A 17,022-nucleotide genomic window follows, 5' to 3' on the forward strand; every position below is an offset into this window, starting at 1 on the left:
CTGCCGGGACCCGGTCTCCGGACGGTCGTTCCGGGAGCGGCCCTGCGCGGAGCCGTTCTGCCCGGGTTCCTTCCACGCGGAACCGTTCTGGCGGAACCCCCTCCATGCCGAACCGTTCTCCAGGACACCGCCCGGGGAGGAGCCGCCGTGCGCGGAACCGTTCTGTCCGGACCCGTACCGCGAGGATCCGTTCTGCCGGGTGCCGGAGGCCGCTCGCCCATGGTCCACGGCACCCGGAACGGGAAGGATGGGCCCATGAGAGTCGAACGCGCAGAGATCGACGGTGTCCTGTTGTTCGTCCCCACCCCGCACCGGGACGACCGCGGGCTGTTCACCCGCACCTTCGACACCGCGCTCGCCGCAGCCCACGGGTTGCGGCCCGCCGCCTTCATCCAGGACAGCCAGTCGCGGTCCCGCCGGGGGACGATCCGGGCCCTGCACGGCAGGGGAGGCCGGGGAGAGGCCAAGCTCGTCCGGTGCGCCCGTGGGGCCGTGCACGACGTGCTCGTCGACGCCCGGCCGGACTCGGCCACCTTCGGCCGCCGGATGTCGGTCGTCCTCGACGATGAGGCGTTCGTTCATCTCTACGTTCCTCCTGGCTTGTTGCACGGCTATCAGGCGCTGACCGATCAGGCGGACGTCTGCTACCGGATCGACCGGGAGCACGACCCCGCCGAGGACCTCGCCGTCCGCTACGACGACCCCGATCTCGGCATCCACTGGCCGCTGCCGGTCACCGCGATCAGCGAACGCGATCTGGCGGCCGGCTCCTGGGCGGATCTGCTCGGCCGTCCGGCCGGTTGACCTCCTCTCCCGGATCTCCCGGCTCTCCGGAGTCGCCACCGGCACGCCCGGTGAGGAGTGCGGGTACGGGCGCGGGGGCGCGCGCCCGCCGGGTGGTCCGCAGCAGCGCGCCGGTGACCCCGATGATCAGGAACGACAGCCCGGCCACGGTGGCGAACGAGCGCAGGTCGAACGTGGCCGCCCCGACCAGGGGCACGACCAGGCAGGCCGCCAGGCTCAGGCCCAGGTCCCGTACCCCGGGATCGGAGCTGAGGTGGCGGGCGCGCAGCGCCGCCCGGATCCCGGCCAGGAAGATCGCGGAGAACGCGACCAGGCCGATCACGCCGGTCTCCACCAGCGACAGGATGTACTGGTTGTCGAAGATCAGGTGCTTCGGCGCGTACCAGGTGCCCAGCCCGCGGCCGACCCAGAAGTGGTTCCCGATCTCGGTGGCCGCCACCGCGTAGTCATGGGTCCGGTACTGGATGCTCGAATCGCTCGACAGGCTGGTGAACAGGCCGAGGAAGACGCTGAGCAGGCCGGGGACGGCCACCTTCGTCACCACCAGGAAGCCGGCGCCGCCGATCATCGCCCAGAACCGCCGTCGCGCCGGCCACCCGGCCATCAGCACCGCGGCGACCACGGCGATCCCGAGCACCGCCGACCGCGACACCGAGAACATCAGCCCGGCGCCGATCAGCGCGCAGCACAGCCACCACCGCAGGGCGGGGGTGCCCCGGTCGCGGGCGCCGAACGCGTAGTGCAGCGCGAGAGGCATGATCATCGCGCAGACCACGCCGAGCTCGATGGGATGCCCGGTGGTGGCCGCGACCCGGCGCAGCGTGTTCCTCTCCAGGATCGCGGGCAGCTCGGCGGTGAACCGGAACCCGGGGAAGTCGAGGTACTTGGTGAGGTCGAACTCGAACACGAACTGCAGCGCCGCGACGACCCCGACGGCCGCGCCGGCGACCACCAGAGACTTCAGGACGAAGTCCAGCCGCTCCCTGTCGCGGACGCCGTCGCACGCGGCCAGCCCGATGCCCACCATCGCCACGACGAGGACGATGGCGTGGTCGGCCATGTCGAGCTCGTCGGGCGGCAGGTAGGCGGTGCTGGCGTACCCGTAGGTGAGCAGCATCGCGGCGCCGTACGCGAACAGCGCGGTGCGCACGAGGCTGGGGCCCTTGGCGGCGCCGAGGGTCACGGTGAGGTGCGCGCAGAACCACCACAGCGCGGCGAACAGGCCCAGCGCGTCGGCCGGGGTGAGCGAGAACGGCAGCCCGCGGAAGACCAGCCGCGCGGGCGAGAGCATCAGGACCACCGCGAACGTGGCCGCGAGGGTGGCCCCGTCGGCCGCGCGCAGGCCGGGACGGTCGAGGGACGCGACAGCGGGCGTGGTGGTCACGGGGCCCTCACCTGCGCAGCGCGGACGGCCGGACGGCCCGCGGGCCTGGCGCGGACGGTGCCGGTCCCCGGCTCCCCCGTCTGCGCGCGCGGGCGTCCAGGAAGCTCTCCAGGGAGAACACCGACGCCAGGCTCGCGAGGACTCCCAGGAGCAGTGCCGCGGCGGCCCCGCGGGACTTGCCCCCGCGCTGGGGAAGCGGCTCGGTCGGCGCCACCATCTCGCTCATCGCGATGTAGGTCGCCGGTGGCGCGTCGAGCTGTCTCTGCCGGGAGGCCAGTTCGATCCTGGCGCGGTCCCTGACGCGCGTCACGATGTCCCGTGCCCCGGCCGGGGTCATGCTCCTGCCCTCGATGTAGACGAACGGCCCGCCGTCCATCGCCTCGGGGTTGGTGCCGCCGTTGGTGACCGTGAAGGTGGTCTCGCCGTCGGGCACCACGCCGAGCGCCCGCGCCGTCTCGGGCGTGCCGATGACCTGGATGAGCATGGAGGCGGACATGCTCAGGCCCTGGTCGAAGTTGAGCAGGGGGTTGGTCAGGCCGTTGGGGCGGGTGGGGTCGCTCGGCAGGCTCCCGCCGGTGGGCGGGATGGTCAGCACGAGCACCGCGTTCGAGACGTAGGGCGTCGGGATCGTCGAGTAGACGCCGACCGCGGCGGCCAGGGAGAGCAGGAAGGCCGGCAGCGCGACGTACCAGCGCCGCGTCACGATGAGCACCGTTCCCCAGAAGTCCACGCGCTCTCCTTCCTTCTGTCCGATGGGGGCCTCCGGGCCGGGGAACCGTGGCTCCCCGTCCGGTGGCCGGGTCGTCTAGCGCCTGCGCCGCGCGCTCCTGGTGCCGTCCGCCCGTCGCGCCGCCGCCCTGCGCCTGCGACGTCTCATGGCCCTGGTGCTCTCCGGGCCGTCCGTCCCCCGGCCCGCCGGTTGCGCCGGGTGCGCCGGATGGACGACGGCCGGTTCCCGGTCGCCGCGGCCACCGCTCTCCTGGTCGTCGGCGCCACGCCCGGCCGGGTGCGCCGGGTAGAGGACGACGGGCGGTTCCCGATCGTCCCGGACGCCCGCGTCCCCGCGTTCCGCCGTCCCGCCCTGACCCCGCGTCCCCTGCACGCCCCGACCACGTGTCCCCCGCGCGCCCGCCGGTCCGGCCGGATCCTCCGGGCCGCCGGTGCCCGCCGCGTCCGCGGGGTCCGCCGGCACCGTGTCCGCGGCCGTGCTCGTGACCGTGCTCGTGGCCGGGGGCGGCACCTCGGCGCGGCCGTCGCCCGAGCGGCGCCGGAACACCCTGCGGCGCTCCACGGTGTACGCGGTGCCGAGGCCGAGGAGCGCGACCAGGAACGCCGCGCCGCCCGCGGCCCGCGCGGGACCGCTGCGGTTCGCCTCCGGCGGGCCGGGCGGGACCACGTCGACGAGCCCGATGAAGGTGGACGCCGGGGCGCCGAGCACCTCCTGCCTGCGGGTCAGCTCGCTCCGCAGGCGCACCTGCGCCTGGGACATGACGGTCCTGACGGTGTCGGCGGAGCCGCTCTCCACCTTCACGTACACGAAGGGGCCGTTCGTCAGGATGCCCATCATGCTGGGGTCGTTGCGGCCGTCGTTGATCACGACCTCGGTGGGGCCGTCCTCGGTCACGCCCAGCTCCGCCATGACCGCCTTGGTGTTCATGGCCAGGATGAGGATCCCGGCCGTGGTCCGCAGGCCGTCGCTGAACTGCAGCAGCGGATTGCTGCGCCCCTGCGGCTTGATCGGGTCCAGCGTCCCTCCGGCCGGAGGCGTGGTCAGCACCATGGACGTGCTCGACACGTGGCGTACGGGCACCAGCGCGAAGGTGAGCGCGGCGGTGAGAAGCGTCAGGCCGAGCAGCGGGAACCCGACCCGCCTCCGTCTGGAGAGGGCGAGGAGGGTTTTCCAGAACTCCACTACGTCCCCGCTCTCCCGGACGCCCAGGACGCCCCGGACGCCCGGGACGGGGTGGGTATCGGTGGTGGCACACGAACTCCTTGTCACTGTGGCGTCGCTGTGGCGTCACGGGGATCGCTTCGGGGTGGCGGGGATCGCTTTCGGGTGGCGGCCCGTTCAGGACCTGGCCAGGGCCTCCGCCTCGTACTCCAGGGCGAGTTCCTCCGGCATCGGGGCGAGGTCGGCGCAGCGTACGAAGTCGCGCAGGGTGGTTCCGGTGCACGCCGCGTCCACGTTGCGCGCGCCCCGGCGGGCGCGCACGTCGTCGATGTGCACGGTGCGGAAGTCGATGCTGAAGCGGGTCCTGCCCGAGGTGTTGGGCACCGTGGAGTGCAGCTGCGCGCCGGAGAAGACCAGCACGCCGCCGGGTTCCGGCACCACCCGGACCTGCGGTTCGAGCGTCACCTCCTCCTCGGGCCGGGGCTGGTCCCTGGTGTCGCCGCGCACGTGCCGGGCGGCGCTGAGCCTGCTGCTGCGGTTCCACTCGGCGTAGTCGTAGCGCGCGCTGCCGTTGCGCACCGGGGTGCCGAAGTACTGGGGATGGAAGGCCATCACGTTCTCCGGGACCACCGCGTAGACCGGGATCCACCAGTTGACCTGGTTGAACGGGGCCGAGTACCAGCAGTCGCGGTGCGGGTGGAAGGCGTAGGAGATGCCCGAGGTCAGGTAGTCGTTTGAGGTGGAGGTACGCAGCCTGGGCACGTCGAAGTAGGTCCGCTCCAGGTCGCAGCCCAGCTCCCGCAGGATCTCCGGCAGCAGCTCCTTGCACCGGGGGTGGTGGATGAAGCGCGGCTTGAGCGACGCGAGCAGCTCGGCGAACTCCTCGACCGGCATGTCGAACTGGGCGGTCTCCGGGTCCCGGCCGCCGAACGCCTCGGCGACCAGCTCGCGGGCGAAGGCGGCCAGCAGGCCGGAGGCGGGCGTCGCCGAGTGGACGAAGACCTGCCCGTCGTAGAGCAGTTCCCTGCGGGTGTCGTCGTCCACCCCGCTGTTGGAGAAAACGGTGGTCACGGTGGTTCTCCTCACTGAGGTCGCTGGGACGGCCGGTCGGCCGGGGGGCGCGCGGGTCGGGGACGTCCGTCACCGCCCGGCGCCGAGGAGGCCGGACGCGACCGAGGCGAGCCTGCGTCCCCGGCGGGCCGCGGTGAGCCGGTGGCGGCGCGCGTACATGGCCAGGACGGCCGCGCGGGCGCGACGGCGCCGCCACGGGTCGAGGTCGCTCTCCCGCAGCCAGCGCAGCAGCTCGGCGCACTGCAGGACGGTGGAGCAACGGGCCCGCCAGGGCGGCACGTCCAGGCGGCGGGCGATGGCGGGCAGCGGGTCGTGCTTCCAGTTGCGGTGGGCCAGCACCTCCGGGACGTGCCCCCACGGCCCGGCCAGCGCCAGCTTCGCCGCGAACACCTCGTCCTCGCGGAGCATGTTCCTGCGGCGGATCGCGGCCGTCGGGTCGCGCCGGAGCAGGCCGTAGAGCGGATCGACGAGCAGATGGCTCTCGTTGAGCAGCCGCAGCATCGTGGTGAACCGCTCGGCCGGGTCGTCCGAGCCCAGCCCCGGCCGGTCCAGGGGGGCGGTGGCGACCGTCCCGTCCGGGCCGGTGTAGGCGACCTGCGTGGTGACCAGCACCAGCCGGTCGTCCTCGGCGAACGCCCTTAGGGACCGGGAGACGCATGAGGGCTCCAGCCGGTCGTCGTCGCCGACCCAGCGGAAGTACGCCCCCTCGGTCAGCGCGACCGTGCCGACGAAGTTGTCGAACAGGCCCACGTTCACCGGATGCCTGCGGTAGCGGATCCTGCGGTCGCCCGCGGCCAGGTCGCGGCAGATCTCCTCGGTGCCGTCGGTGGACGCGTTGTCGGAGATCACCAGCTGGAGGTTCTCGTGGTCCTGGGCGAGCACCGAGCGGACCGCGCCCTCGATCCGATCCGACCCGTTGCGTACGGGCAGCACGATGGACACCAGCGTGTCGGAGTTCGGCATCCGGTCCTTTCCTCTCCATCCGTTCGTCCGGGCCACCCGGGTCGCCGGGGTTCCCGGGGTCACCGGGGTCACCGGGGTCTCTCCGGCCGGCCCGCTCTCCCCGTTCATCCGAGCCGCCCGGTTCGTCCGAGCCGCCGTGGCCGTCCGGGCCGCAGGAGCGGCCCGAGCGCGCGCAGCCGATCCGCGGGGACGACGACCAGGGCATAGACGAGCAGCCCGCCGCCTCCGGCCAGGCAGAGCCGCAGCGGCACGGGGCCGCCGTCCGTCCCGCCCGCGACCCCCGCGATCGCGCCGGTGAGCGCCACCGTGACCGCGGCCGAGAGCGCGGCGCCCAGCAGCGGGCGCAGCAGGGTGGGTGGCACCGGGGCCAGGCGCACCCCCGCGCGGCTCAGCGCCAGCGCCGCCATCGGCAGGGCCACCAGCACCCCGGCCAGCGCGTGCCCGATCGCGGCGCCGCGGACCCCGTACCAGTGCGTCCCCGCCCACAGGGCGGGCACCAGCGCCACGGCCCAGACCAGGTTCATCCACACCGTCGCCCGGGTCGCGCCCGCCGAGGTGAGGACGTCGAAGGCCAGGGACGTGAGCATCCGCACGACCATCAGCACCGCGAGCACCGCCAGGACACCGGCCGCGGGTGCCCACGTGGCGCCGTACAGGAACGCCACGATCTCCGGTGCCAGCGTGGCCGTCACCACCGCGACCGGCAGCACGGAGGCGACCAGCAGGGGCACCGACCGCTGCACGCCGAGCGAGAGCGCCTCCGGCCGCTGCTCGGCCAGCCGGGAGAAGCTGGGCACGGTGACGTAGCGCAGCGCGGTCCCGATCACGCTGGGCACCCAGCTGGAGACGTTGAACGCCAGCAGGTAGAAGCCGAGCGCGACCGGGCCGAGCACGGCCCCGACGATGACGTAGTCGGCGTTCATCAGCACCGCCTCGATGCCGAGCCCCAGGGCCAACGGCGCGCCGAAGCGCAGCAGCCTGGCCGCGACCTCCCGGTCGAAGCCGAGCCGGAACGGCAGCCCGGCCCAGGCGAGCACCAGGACGCCGGTGACCGTGTTGGCCGCGACCTGCCCGGCGGCGAAGCTGTACGCGCCCGCGCCGTTCGCGGCCAGGGTGATCGCCACCGCGGCGTTGACCAGTGAGCCCGCGATGTTGGCCCTGGTCAGCCGGTCGTGCCCGAACCCGCGCATCAGCGAGCCCGCCCGCACCGCGGTGACGCCGTCGATGAGGATGACCGCGGTGAGCAGCCGGACCACGGGCGTGGCCTCCGCGCTGCCCGCCAGCTCGGCGAAGTACGGGGCGATCACCCAGAAGATCCCGTATATCCCGGTGCTGAACGCCATGGCCATGACCGTCGCCGTCGGCGCCATGTCCTCGACCCTGCCGCGCCACTGCACGGTGGCCGCGATGATGCCGACGTCGTTGACGTGCATGACGAAGGTGGTCGCGGCGAGCGCGATGGCGTAGAGGCCGAAGTCCTCGGGCGCGAGGAGCCGGGCGAGCACCAGGCCCATGACGAAGGTGGTCGCCTTGGTGCCCACGTTGCCCAGCAGGCTCCAGCGCAGCCCGCGCCCGGCCTTGGCGCCGATCGCCCCCACCTGCTCGTCGGCGGTGGGATCGCGCGCCTCACCGAGGGTGGGATCGGGCGTGCCGGGGGGACCGTGCGCGCCGGTGCGGTCGTGCGTGTCGGCGGTGTCGTGCGTGTCGGCGGGCGTGCCGGTGGGACCGTGCGCGCCGGGGTCGTGCGCGCCGGGGTCCCGTGTCTGCCGCTGGTCCATCCGTGCCTTCCGCCGCCTCGTGGGTGTCAGCCGAGTTCCTCGACGCGTTCGAGCCAGATCTCCCGCCAGAACGGCACGAACTCACGCGGGCAGCTGACGTTGTACGCGCCCGCGCAGACGACGCCCTCCAGGACGATGCAGGGGTTCTTCATCCGCAGCATCCGGCCTGTCTTCTCGTCCAGGCACCGCTCGACCCGGGCACTGACGCGCGCCACGTGCCCGCAGTAGCGCGACATCTCCTCCTCGAACCCCATGCCGCGGTTGAGCAGGTCGCCGTTGAGCGTTTTCAGGATCTCCGCCTTGGACCTGACCCGGACCAGCTCGCCCGGCCGCAGGTCCAGGGTCCGCGTCGGGGTCTTCGCCCCGGCCTCGCCCCTGACGAACCCCCAGCGCATCCCGCCCCTGATCCACAGCCATCTCGGCAGGAAGCGCTTGGCGGCCTGCTGGTAGCGGTTGAACAGGCCGACCAGGAGCGAGCGCAGCATCCACGGCACGCCCACGTTCCCGGTGCGCACGTCGGCGACGTACTGCCCGACGTCCTTGAGCGGCAGGCAGGTGGGCGCGGCGCGCAGCAGTTCGGTGGCCTGGCAGGAGAACCGCTCCTCGCCGTCCGGGCCGGGCTCCTTGCGGGTGGCGGCCTGCAGGATCGGCAGCAGCGCTCGGCCCGCGGCGAGGTCGCGCCCCGGTCCCGGACCACCGTCGCCACCGAGACCACCGGGACCTCCGGAACCGGCGGGGCCTCCTGAATCACCGGTGTCACCGGGGTCGCCCGGGAGGCCGGAACCGTTCGGGGAGACGGGGCCGGTAAAAGAGACGGGCCCGGTCGAGGAGACGGGGTCGTCCGGGGAGACCCGCCTGAGCCACGCCTCCTTCCAGTAGAACTGGCAGGCCGTCTGGCAGCCGCCGTGCGCCGCGCCGTCGCAGCGGGCCCCGGTCAGATGGACGGCCCGCTCCATCCGGCGCATGCCGCTGCCGCCGATCGTGTCGCAGAGCTTGTGCGCCACCTTGTGCACGGTGAGCCGCCGCCCGCACCAGGCCAGCATCTCCGGCATGAAGGGAAGCCCGTCCAGCTCCCCCCGCTCGTCCAGGGTGGCCATGATCTCGGCCTCGCCGAGCACCTCCACCGTCTCGCCGACCCGGAGCCCGAGGACCCCGGCCGCCGGCGCACCCGTCACGACCCGTGACCCCGTCATTCCGAACACTCCTTGAGAAGTCCCGACCCGCGCAGGGCGTGTGCCGCCTCCGCCACCGTGCCGAAGGGAAGATCCGCACGTTCGGCGATGTCCAGCAGGCCGTGCTCCCCGTCGGAGAGGTTCAGCACCCACAGCATCGCCATCTGGGCCGCCTGCGTGTCGCTCCGCCCGCCCAGCGACCCGTACAAGCCGCGCCTGCCGAGCTGCGGCTCGCCGTACGGGCTGAGGTTGAGGTGGCGGCGGTCGCCCTCCAGCACCCGGGTGACCTCCCAGCAGGTCTCCAGGGTGTCCGCCATGGCCTCGGGCGAGACGAAGCCCGGATCGTCCCCCGAGGTGTGATATTCCGGATATCCGGCGTAGGGGGTCCGGGTGAGCGAGCCGACCGGCAGGTCGAAGCCGGGCGAGCAGAACTGCCGCTCGTCGTAGCCGTACGGGGAGAAGTCCACCACCCGGTGCTCACGCCCGGAGGTGCGCAGGACGTGCCGCACGGCCCGGTCGATCACGGCGTCCCCCCGCCTGCTGCGCTTGTACGTCAGCGGCCCGCGGTCCCCGGCGCAGGCCAGCACCAGGCCGTGCCGGACGCGTCCGACGCGCTCGCGGTTGCGCGCCAGCCAGGTGATCGCGCCGATGGTGCCCGGCGCGAACAGGAAGCGGTAGGTGTACCACGGGTCGCTCCCGGCGAGCCGGCGCGCGAGTTCGACGGCCACGGCGATCCCCGCGAGGTTGTCGTTGGCCAGCGAGGGGTGGCACACGTGGCAGGAGACGAGCACCTCGTCGGCGACCCGGCCGGGCACCACGTGCTCGCCGTAGGTCAGGTGACCGTCGGCGAGCGTGGAGTCGATCATGACCTCGTACGGTCCGCCGGACAGACCCTCCAGCGTGTCCTGGGCCAGGCAGAAGCCCCAGGTCCGCGCGTAGTAGCTCGTCCGGTACGGGATCAGGCCGGGCTGCTCGGGCAGCGTGTGCAGGTGGCCGCGCAGCTCGTCCAGGGTCATGGTCGCCGACACCGGGACGCTGTAGCCGACCACGTGCAGGTTCGACGCGGCGAAGTCGACGACCCGGGTGCCGGAGGGGTCCTTGACGTAGGCGTCGCGGATGTTCCACTCCTGGGGCACGGTCCAGTCCAGGACCTCGGTGCCCGTCGGCACCTCGCTGACCCGCAGCGGCAGGGACTCCCCGACGATCTCCAGGGTACGGCGCACGCCGTCGCCGGTGATGCTCCGGCAGATCGGGTAGAGCCGCTCCACCAGGGCGTGCATCTCGCGCCCCTCCTCGGCACCCTCCGCACCGGCAGCACCGGTGGCGCCGCCCGCACCGGTCACGCCACCCGCGCCGTCCGTGCCGGTCACGCCGTCCGTGTCGGTCAGGCCGTTCACGCCGTCTATGCCGCTCACGCCGGTCGTCCCGCCGTCGCCCGGCGCGGGCGCAGCGCGCCGTCGACGGTCCCGGCCTCGCGCCGGGCCGCCAGGTGCGCCAGCCGGGTGAAGCGGTGGTGGAAGTCGTCCGAGGTCAGGCCGTACCGCCGGTAGGCGTCGGCCAGCTCGACCGCGCCCGCCTTGACCGTCCAGCGGGTCCGGTAGCCGGGCAGCGCGGCCCGTATGCGGGAGAAGTCGACCCGGTAGGAACGCGGGTCGGCCCCGGTCTCACCGGTGATCACGACCTCCGCGCCGGGCACCGCCTCGGCGACCTCGTCCGCGATCCGGGCGACGGTCAGGTTGTTCTCCTCGTCACCGACGTTGAACGCCCTGGCGTGCACGGCCTCGCGCGGCGCGGTCAGCGCCAGGGCGAAGGCGTCCGCGATGTCGGCGGCGTGCACCAGGGGACGCCACGGGGTGCCGTCGGAGAGCACCTTCACCTGCCCGGACAGCAGCGCGTGCCCGACGAGGTTGTTCAGCACGATGTCCGCGCGCAACCGGGGCGAGAACCCGAAGGCGGTGGCGTTGCGCAGGAACACCGGGCTGAAGTCGTCGTCGGCCAGCGCCAGCAGGTCGTCCTCGACCCGGACCTTGGAGTCGGCGTACGGGGTCACCGGCCGCAGCGGCGCGTCCTCGTCGACCAGGTCCTCACCCGAGGCGCCGTAGACCGAGCAGGTGGAGGCGTACAGGAACCGGCGCACGCCCGCGTCGCGGGCCAGCCGGGCCAGGCGCACCGCGGCGCGGTGGTTGATGTCGTAGGTCAGCTCGGGCGCCAGCGCGCCCAGCGGGTCGTTGGACAGCGCGGCCAGGTGCACCACCGCGTCCGTCCCGGCCAGCATGCCTGCGGTGACGTCCCGCAGGTCGACGGGGTGTCCGGGCGGGTCGCCGGGCGCGGGGCCCAGCACGCACCCGGCGAACAGGCCGGAGTCCAGCCCGGTCACCTCGTGCCCGCGGGCGGTGAGCACCGGGGCCATCACGCTCCCCAGGTATCCCTGGTGCCCGGTCAGCAGCACGCGCATCGGGTTCACCCTCCAGCCAGGTCGAAGGTCAGTTTGCCGACGTGGAACGCCTCGGCGTGGCGGGCGCGGCACTCGATGCCGCGCAGTCGGGCCAGCCCGAGGAACACCTCGCGGTCGTACCAGGGGCGGCCGTGCTGGGAGGGGTAGTGCCGCTCCAGCAGGTCCGCCTTGGCCTCGGCGACCTCGGGCGCGAGCGGCTGGTAGGCGCAGGGGCGGCCGAGGTCGCCGTCCCACTTGACGATCTCGTAGCCGAGCACCTGGTGGTCGCGGAAGGCCGTGGGCACCAGCTTCGCCAGGCCCCGGTGGTCCTGGTGGGCGTCGCCGCGGTGCGGCGCGAACACCAGGTCGGGGTCGACGCGGGCGCGCAGCTCCTCCACCGCCGCCTTGGCCTCCTCCCAGTACGCGGGCAGCCGCCCGTCGGGCAGCTTGAGCACGGCCAGCCGCAGGCCGGCCCCGGGGCAGAAGTCGGCCAGCGCCGCGCGTTCCTCGTCCTCGCGCGCGGTCCCGCCGCCGGACAGCACCAGGGCCTCCACGGTCAGGCCGGGCCGCGCGGAGCACAGGGTGAGCAGGGTGCCGCCCGCCCCGATGGCGAGGTCGTCGCAGTGCGCGGCCAGCAGCGCGATCCGGCCCGTCGCGGCCGGCCGGAAACCGATCACGGGACCGTCACCGCCGCGGGCCCGCGTTCCCACAGCGCCCAGGGGCGGTCGCCGCGCGAGTACGCCTCGTCCAGGGCGACCCGTTCCCTGACCGTGTCGGTCGGCCGCCAGTAGCCGCGGTGCGGGTAGGCCAGCAGCCTGCCCCGCTTGGCCAGCTCGGCGCAGCCGTCGCCGACCAGGTCGCCGCCCTCCGGGATGTGCTCGAAGATCTCCTGGCGGAGCACGAAGTAGCCGCCGTTGACCCAGAGCGGCATCGCGCTGACCGGCGTGATGCCGCCGACCGTGCCGCGCTCCCCCAGCTCGATGCAGTGGAAGGTGTCCGAGGGCGGCACCACCATCATCGACGCGGCCGCGCCGGACGCGTCGAACCGGTCGACGATCTCGGGCAGCGGTGCGTCGGTGAGCACGTCGGCGTAGTTGGCCAGGAACATCTCCTCGCCGTCCAGGTGGTCGCGGACCCGGCGCAGCCGCTCGCCGATCGGCGAGGTGATCCCGGTCTGCACGAACGAGATCGACCACTCGGAGATGTCGGTGGACAGCAGCTCGACCCGTCCGCCGCGGAGCACGAAGTCGTTGGACGTCGTCTCCTGGTAGTTCAGGAAGAACTCCTTGATGTGGTGGGCGCCGTAGCCCAGGCAGAGGATGAACTCGGTGTGCCCGAAGTGCGCGTAGTAGCGCATCACATGCCAGATGAGCGGCCTGGGCCCGACGAGCTGCATGGGCTTGGGCACGTCGCCGGCGGTGCCGGAGCGCATCCTGCTGCCGTATCCGCCGCAGAAGAGGACGACCTTCACGGGTTCACCTCGACGATCTCCAGTTCGGGGATGGGGAAGACCAGCCGGCCGCCCCAGTCGTGCACGTAGGACAGCTGGCCGACGAGCTCCTCGCGCAGGTTCCACGGCAGGACCAGCACGTAGTCGGGCCGTTCCTCGGCCAGGCGCTCGGGCGGCAGGATCGGGATGCGCGTCCCGGGGGTGAACCTGCCGTGCTTGTACGGGTTGCGGTCCACGGTGAAGGGCAGCAGGTCGGGCCGGATCCCGCAGTGGTTGAGCAGGGTGTTGCCCTTGCCGGGCGCCCCGTAGCCGGCGACCGTCCTGCCCTGCCGGGCCGCGTCCAGCAGGAAGGCCAGCAGGTCGCGCCGCACCCGGGCGACCCGCGCGCCGAACTCGGCGTACCCGGACAGCTCGTGCAGGCCCGCGGCCTTCTCCTCGGCGAGCAGCGCGGCCACCCGCTCCCCGGGCTCGCCCGCGCTCTCCTCGGGCCTGGCCCACAGCCGGATCGAGCCGCCGTGGGTGGGCAGCCGCTCGACGTCCACCAGGCGGAGCCCGCCGGAGGCCAGGGCGGCGCGCGCCGAGTCGACCGTGTAGTACTGGAAGTGCTCGTGGTAGATCGTGTCGTACTGGTTGCCCGCCATCAGCGTCGGCAGGTACTGCACCTCGATCGAGACCCAGCCGTCGTCGGCGACGAGCGCGCGCAGCCCCCGGGTGAACCCGGTCACGTCCGGTACGTGGGCGTAGACGTTGTTGGCCACCACCAGGTCGGCCGGGCCGTGCCCGGCCCGCACCGAGGCGCCCGTCGCGGGGTCGAGGAACGCCGTCCAGGTGGGCACCCCGGCCTGCCGCGCCGCCCGGCCGACGTTCTCGGACGGCTCGACGCCCAGGCAGCGGATGCCCAGATCGGCGACGTGCCGCAGCAGGTAGCCGTCGTTGCTGGCCACCTCCACCACGAACGAGCCGGACCCCAGCCCGAGCCGTTCCACCGCCCCGTGCACGAAGGTCCGCGCGTGCTCCACCCACGAGGTCGAGTACGAGGAGAAGTAGGCGTACTCGGTGAAGGTCTCCTCGGGGGTGATCAGCGGCGGGATCTGCGCCAGCCGGCAGCCGGTGCAGACCCGCAGGTGCAGCGGGTAGGTGACCTCGGGCTCCTCCAGCTGCGCCTCGGTCAGGAAGCGCTCGCACGGCGGCGTGGCGCCGAGGTCGACGACGCTGACCAGGCTCGCCGAGCCGCACAGCCTGCAGGGTGTCATGGACGTGCCCTCTCGTTCCGGGGCACGGCCCCGAGTGGTCGCGGACGGGTCGCCCCGCGTGTCCCGCCGGATGTCGTCACGAGCTGATCTGGACCTTGCTGTGATCGCCCAGCACCAGGCGGTGGGCCCGGGGCGTGGCGGGGGCGGGGGTGACCTCGACGTCGTGGCCGATGAGGGAGGCCTCGATCCGCGAGACGCCCGCGATCGACGACCGGGGCAGGACGATGGAGTACTCGATCTCGCTGCCGCTGACCGTGCAGTCCGCCCCGATCGAGGTGAAGGGGCCGACGTAGCTGTCCAGGACGCGCGCCCCGGAGCCGATGACCGCGGGCCCGACGATGCGGGAGCGCTCCACCCGCGCGCCCGCCTCGACGACCACCCGGCCGATCAGCTCGCTGGCGCCGTCCACCCGGCCGTCCACCCTGGGCTCCAGGGACTCCAGCACCAGCCGGTTGACCTCCAGCATGTCGGTGACGTTCCCGGTGTCCTTCCAGTAGCCGGAGATGACGGTGGACTCGACCCTGCGGCCCGCGGTGATCAGCCAGTGCAGGGCGTCGGTGATCTCCAGCTCCCCGCGCCAGGAGGGCTTGAGCTCGGCCACGGCCTCGTGGATCGCGGCGGTGAACAGGTAGACGCCGACCAGCGCGAGGTCGCTCTTGGGCACGGCCGGTTTCTCCTCCAGGCCCACCACCCGGCCGGCCGCGTCCAGCTCGGCGATGCCGAACTGCCCGGGGTCGCCGACGCGGGTGAGCATGATGTGGGCGGCGGGCCGCTCGCGGGCGAACCGCTCGACCAGGTCGCTGACGCCGCCGACGATGAAGTTGTCCCCCAGGTACATGACGAAGTCCTCGTCGCCGAGGTAGTCGCGGGCGACGAGCACCGCGTGGGCCAGGCCCAGCGGCGCGGCCTGGCGGATGTAGGTCACCTCCAGGCCGAACGCGCTGCCGTCGCCGACGGCCGCCTCGATCTCGGCGTACGTGTCGCCCACCACGACCCCGGTCTCGCGGATGCCCGCCGCGGCGATGGCCTCCAGGCCGTAGAACAGCACCGGCTTGTTGGCCACGGGCACGAGCTGCTTGGCCGAGGTGTGGGTGATCGGCCGGAGCCGGGTGCCCGAGCCGCCGGCGAGCACGAGTGCTCTCACTAGTAGGCCCCTTCTCCGCCGGTGACGGCGCTCCAGGTCTTCCACAGGATCTGCAGGTCAAGGAAGAGCGACCAGTTCTCCACGTAGCGCAGGTCCAGCCGGACCGACTCCTCCCAGGTCAGGTCCGAGCGCCCGCTCACCTGCCACAGGCCGGTCATGCCGGGCCTGACGACCAGGCGGCGGCGCACGTCCTCGCCGTACTGCCTGACCTCGTCGGGCAGCGGCGGGCGCGGGCCGACGAGCGACATCTCGCCGCGCAGCACGTTGAGCAGCTGCGGCAGCTCGTCGAGGGAGTAGCGGCGCAGGAAGGCGCCCACCGCGGTGACCCTTGGATCGTTCCTGATTTTGAACAGCACGGCGTCGACCTCGTTCTCGCGCTCCAGGTCGAGCCTGAGCCGTTCCGCGTCGGCGACCATGGTGCGGAACTTCACCACCCGGAACTCCGCACCGCCCTTTCCCACCCTGACCTGCCGGAAGAGGGAGGGACCCGGGCTCGTCGCGCGGATCAGCGCGGCGATCGCCAACATGGGCGCGCCCAGGACCAGCAGGGCCATCAGCGCGCCGGTCCGGTCGAAGAGGCTCTTGGCCAGGCGGCGGACCCCGCGGAAGTCGGGGTGCTCGACGTGCAGCAGCGGCATCCCCGCCACCGGGCTGATGCTGATGCGCGGGCCGGCCACGTCCATCAGCGCCGGGGCCACGAACAGGTCGGTGCGGGCGTCCTCCAGGCCCCAGGCCAGCCTGCGCAGCGCGGCGCCGTCCAGCTCCGGGCAGGCCAGCACGGCGACGGCGTCGGCGTCGACCCTGGCCACCACCGTGGCGACGTCGGAGAAGCCGCCCAGGACCGGGATCCCGTCGATCTCCACCAGGCCGGGCGTCAGCGGGTCGGGGCCGGTGGGCAGGCACGCGGCGACGACCGTCATGCCGTGGTGCGGCTGCCTGCGCAGCTGGATGACCAGGTCGAGCACGGACTCGCGGTGGCCGACCGCGACCACCTGGCGCATGTAGTCGCCGCGGGCGCGCCTGCGGTGCAGCCGCTTGCGCATCCGGTAGCGGAAGGCGACGGTGAGGACGCAGGCCAGCGGGAACATCGCCATGACGAAACTGCGGGCGATCGGGGTCTGGGTGACGTAGGCGCCGATCGCGACGGCCGCGGTCAGGCCCGCCGCGCCGTTGAAGACGGCGCGGAACTCGTCGCTGCCCTCCCCGTGCGTACGCCCGCGGTAGGCGCCCCCGGCCACCAGTGCCAGCGGCCAGACCAGGGCGAGTCCCAGCCCGAGCAGCGCCTCGGCCTCGGGGATGTACGCGCCGAGCCAGAGCCGGACGCCCAGCACCGTCTCACAGGCGATCACCGAGCACGCGACGTCCCCGGCGAGCAGGATGCGGACGTAGGAGTGCGTCCAGATGCTGGAGGCGGTCCGTGCCGGCCTCCGGGGCAGTCCGAGGGCGAGCTCCTCGATCTCCGCTCTCATGCCACCTCGCCCACGACGCCCGGACGCGGCGGCGTGAATCACCGCGCATCACATTTCAGTGGTCAACGAATTCCCGATAGGCCGGAGGCCTCGATACCAGGGAAATACTAGTGATCACTATTGGGCGGGGGAATAGTGGCAACTGTCCACTATCGGCCGAGCAGCAGCGTAAGACGCACCTTGACGGAACGATCCAAACATGTACGTTT

15 protein-coding genes are annotated in these 17,022 nt (G+C 73.0%); 1 reads left to right on the forward strand and 14 read right to left on the reverse strand.

Annotated features, from left to right (window positions below; all coding sequences use genetic code 11):
- The first annotated feature begins 255 nt into the window (after positions 1-255).
- Positions 256-804: a dTDP-4-dehydrorhamnose 3,5-epimerase family protein gene (locus ABD832_RS08495; protein WP_344890815.1), complete on the forward strand. Its 549-nt coding sequence runs from the start codon at positions 256-258 to the stop codon at positions 802-804.
- Here the strand turns inward: ABD832_RS08495 and ABD832_RS08500 are convergent.
- The 14 genes from ABD832_RS08500 to ABD832_RS08565 form a co-directional block, all read right to left on the reverse strand.
- Positions 743-2,188 (reverse strand): O-antigen ligase family protein, encoded by a 1,446-nt coding sequence (locus ABD832_RS08500; RefSeq protein WP_344890818.1) that lies wholly within the window; start codon positions 2,186-2,188, stop codon positions 743-745. The genes ABD832_RS08495 and ABD832_RS08500 overlap by 62 nt on opposite strands.
- 7 nt (positions 2,189-2,195) lie before the next feature.
- Entirely contained in the window at positions 2,196-2,918 is a 723-nt protein-coding gene (locus tag ABD832_RS08505) for a hypothetical protein (protein WP_344890821.1), read from the reverse strand.
- Between the two features lie 75 nt (positions 2,919-2,993).
- Positions 2,994-4,100: a collagen-like domain-containing protein gene (locus ABD832_RS08510; RefSeq protein ID WP_344890823.1), complete on the reverse strand. Its 1,107-nt coding sequence runs from the start codon at positions 4,098-4,100 to the stop codon at positions 2,994-2,996.
- Positions 4,101-4,256: 156 nt separating this feature from the next.
- A complete protein-coding gene (locus ABD832_RS08515) occupies positions 4,257-5,150 on the reverse strand; it encodes a phytanoyl-CoA dioxygenase family protein (protein WP_344890826.1) in 894 nt (297 codons plus the stop codon).
- Positions 5,151-5,219: 69 nt separating this feature from the next.
- Entirely contained in the window at positions 5,220-6,113 is an 894-nt protein-coding gene (locus ABD832_RS08520) for a glycosyltransferase family 2 protein (protein ID WP_344890829.1), read from the reverse strand.
- A 104-nt stretch (positions 6,114-6,217) separates the two neighbouring features.
- A complete protein-coding gene (locus tag ABD832_RS08525; RefSeq protein WP_344890832.1) occupies positions 6,218-7,891 on the reverse strand; it encodes a lipopolysaccharide biosynthesis protein in 1,674 nt (557 codons plus the stop codon).
- Between the two features lie 26 nt (positions 7,892-7,917).
- Positions 7,918-9,084 carry a hypothetical protein gene (locus ABD832_RS08530; RefSeq protein ID WP_344890835.1) on the reverse strand — a complete coding sequence of 389 codons (1,167 nt, stop codon included), beginning with the start codon at positions 9,082-9,084 and terminating at the stop codon, positions 7,918-7,920.
- Positions 9,081-10,478, reverse strand: a complete 1,398-nt coding sequence (locus ABD832_RS08535) for a DUF4910 domain-containing protein (protein ID WP_344890838.1) — start codon at positions 10,476-10,478, stop codon at positions 9,081-9,083. The genes ABD832_RS08530 and ABD832_RS08535 overlap by 4 nt, the downstream gene beginning before the upstream one ends.
- On the reverse strand, positions 10,475-11,518 hold the full coding sequence (locus ABD832_RS08540; RefSeq protein ID WP_344890841.1) for an NAD-dependent epimerase/dehydratase family protein: 1,044 nt from the start codon (positions 11,516-11,518) through the stop codon (positions 10,475-10,477). Before ABD832_RS08540 ends, ABD832_RS08535 begins: the two co-directional genes overlap by 4 nt.
- A 5-nt stretch (positions 11,519-11,523) precedes the next feature.
- Positions 11,524-12,174: a PIG-L deacetylase family protein gene (locus ABD832_RS08545; RefSeq protein WP_344890844.1), complete on the reverse strand. Its 651-nt coding sequence runs from the start codon at positions 12,172-12,174 to the stop codon at positions 11,524-11,526.
- A complete protein-coding gene (locus tag ABD832_RS08550; RefSeq protein WP_344890847.1) occupies positions 12,171-12,968 on the reverse strand; it encodes a sugar phosphate nucleotidyltransferase in 798 nt (265 codons plus the stop codon). The genes ABD832_RS08545 and ABD832_RS08550 overlap by 4 nt, the downstream gene beginning before the upstream one ends.
- Positions 12,965-14,200: a methyltransferase domain-containing protein gene (locus tag ABD832_RS08555; protein ID WP_344890849.1), complete on the reverse strand. Its 1,236-nt coding sequence runs from the start codon at positions 14,198-14,200 to the stop codon at positions 12,965-12,967. The genes ABD832_RS08550 and ABD832_RS08555 overlap by 4 nt, the downstream gene beginning before the upstream one ends.
- A gap of 76 nt (positions 14,201-14,276) precedes the next feature.
- A complete protein-coding gene (locus ABD832_RS08560; protein WP_344890852.1) occupies positions 14,277-15,344 on the reverse strand; it encodes a glucose-1-phosphate thymidylyltransferase in 1,068 nt (355 codons plus the stop codon).
- A complete protein-coding gene (locus ABD832_RS08565) occupies positions 15,344-16,813 on the reverse strand; it encodes a sugar transferase (RefSeq protein WP_344890855.1) in 1,470 nt (489 codons plus the stop codon). Before ABD832_RS08565 ends, ABD832_RS08560 begins: the two co-directional genes overlap by 1 nt.
- Between the last annotated feature and the right edge of the window lie 209 nt (positions 16,814-17,022).

It is taken from the genome of Streptosporangium longisporum (genome assembly GCF_039534895.1).
Classification (GTDB): Bacteria; Actinomycetota; Actinomycetes; order Streptosporangiales; family Streptosporangiaceae; genus Streptosporangium; species Streptosporangium longisporum.

What these genes read in the sequence shown, in the direction of transcription:
- ABD832_RS08530 (WP_344890835.1), bottom strand. Translation starts at nt 9,084, where the DNA reads ATGACGGGGTCACGGGTCGTGACGGGTGCGCCGGCGGCCGGGGTCCTC.
- ABD832_RS08525 (WP_344890832.1), bottom strand. Translation starts at nt 7,891, where the DNA reads ATGGACCAGCGGCAGACACGGGACCCCGGCGCGCACGACCCCGGCGCG.
- ABD832_RS08565 (WP_344890855.1), bottom strand. Translation starts at nt 16,813, where the DNA reads ATGAGAGCGGAGATCGAGGAGCTCGCCCTCGGACTGCCCCGGAGGCCG.
- ABD832_RS08495 (WP_344890815.1), top strand. Translation starts at nt 256, where the DNA reads ATGAGAGTCGAACGCGCAGAGATCGACGGTGTCCTGTTGTTCGTCCCC.
- ABD832_RS08555 (WP_344890849.1), bottom strand. Translation starts at nt 14,200, where the DNA reads ATGACACCCTGCAGGCTGTGCGGCTCGGCGAGCCTGGTCAGCGTCGTC.
- ABD832_RS08520 (WP_344890829.1), bottom strand. Translation starts at nt 6,113, where the DNA reads ATGCCGAACTCCGACACGCTGGTGTCCATCGTGCTGCCCGTACGCAAC.
- ABD832_RS08540 (WP_344890841.1), bottom strand. Translation starts at nt 11,518, where the DNA reads ATGCGCGTGCTGCTGACCGGGCACCAGGGATACCTGGGGAGCGTGATG.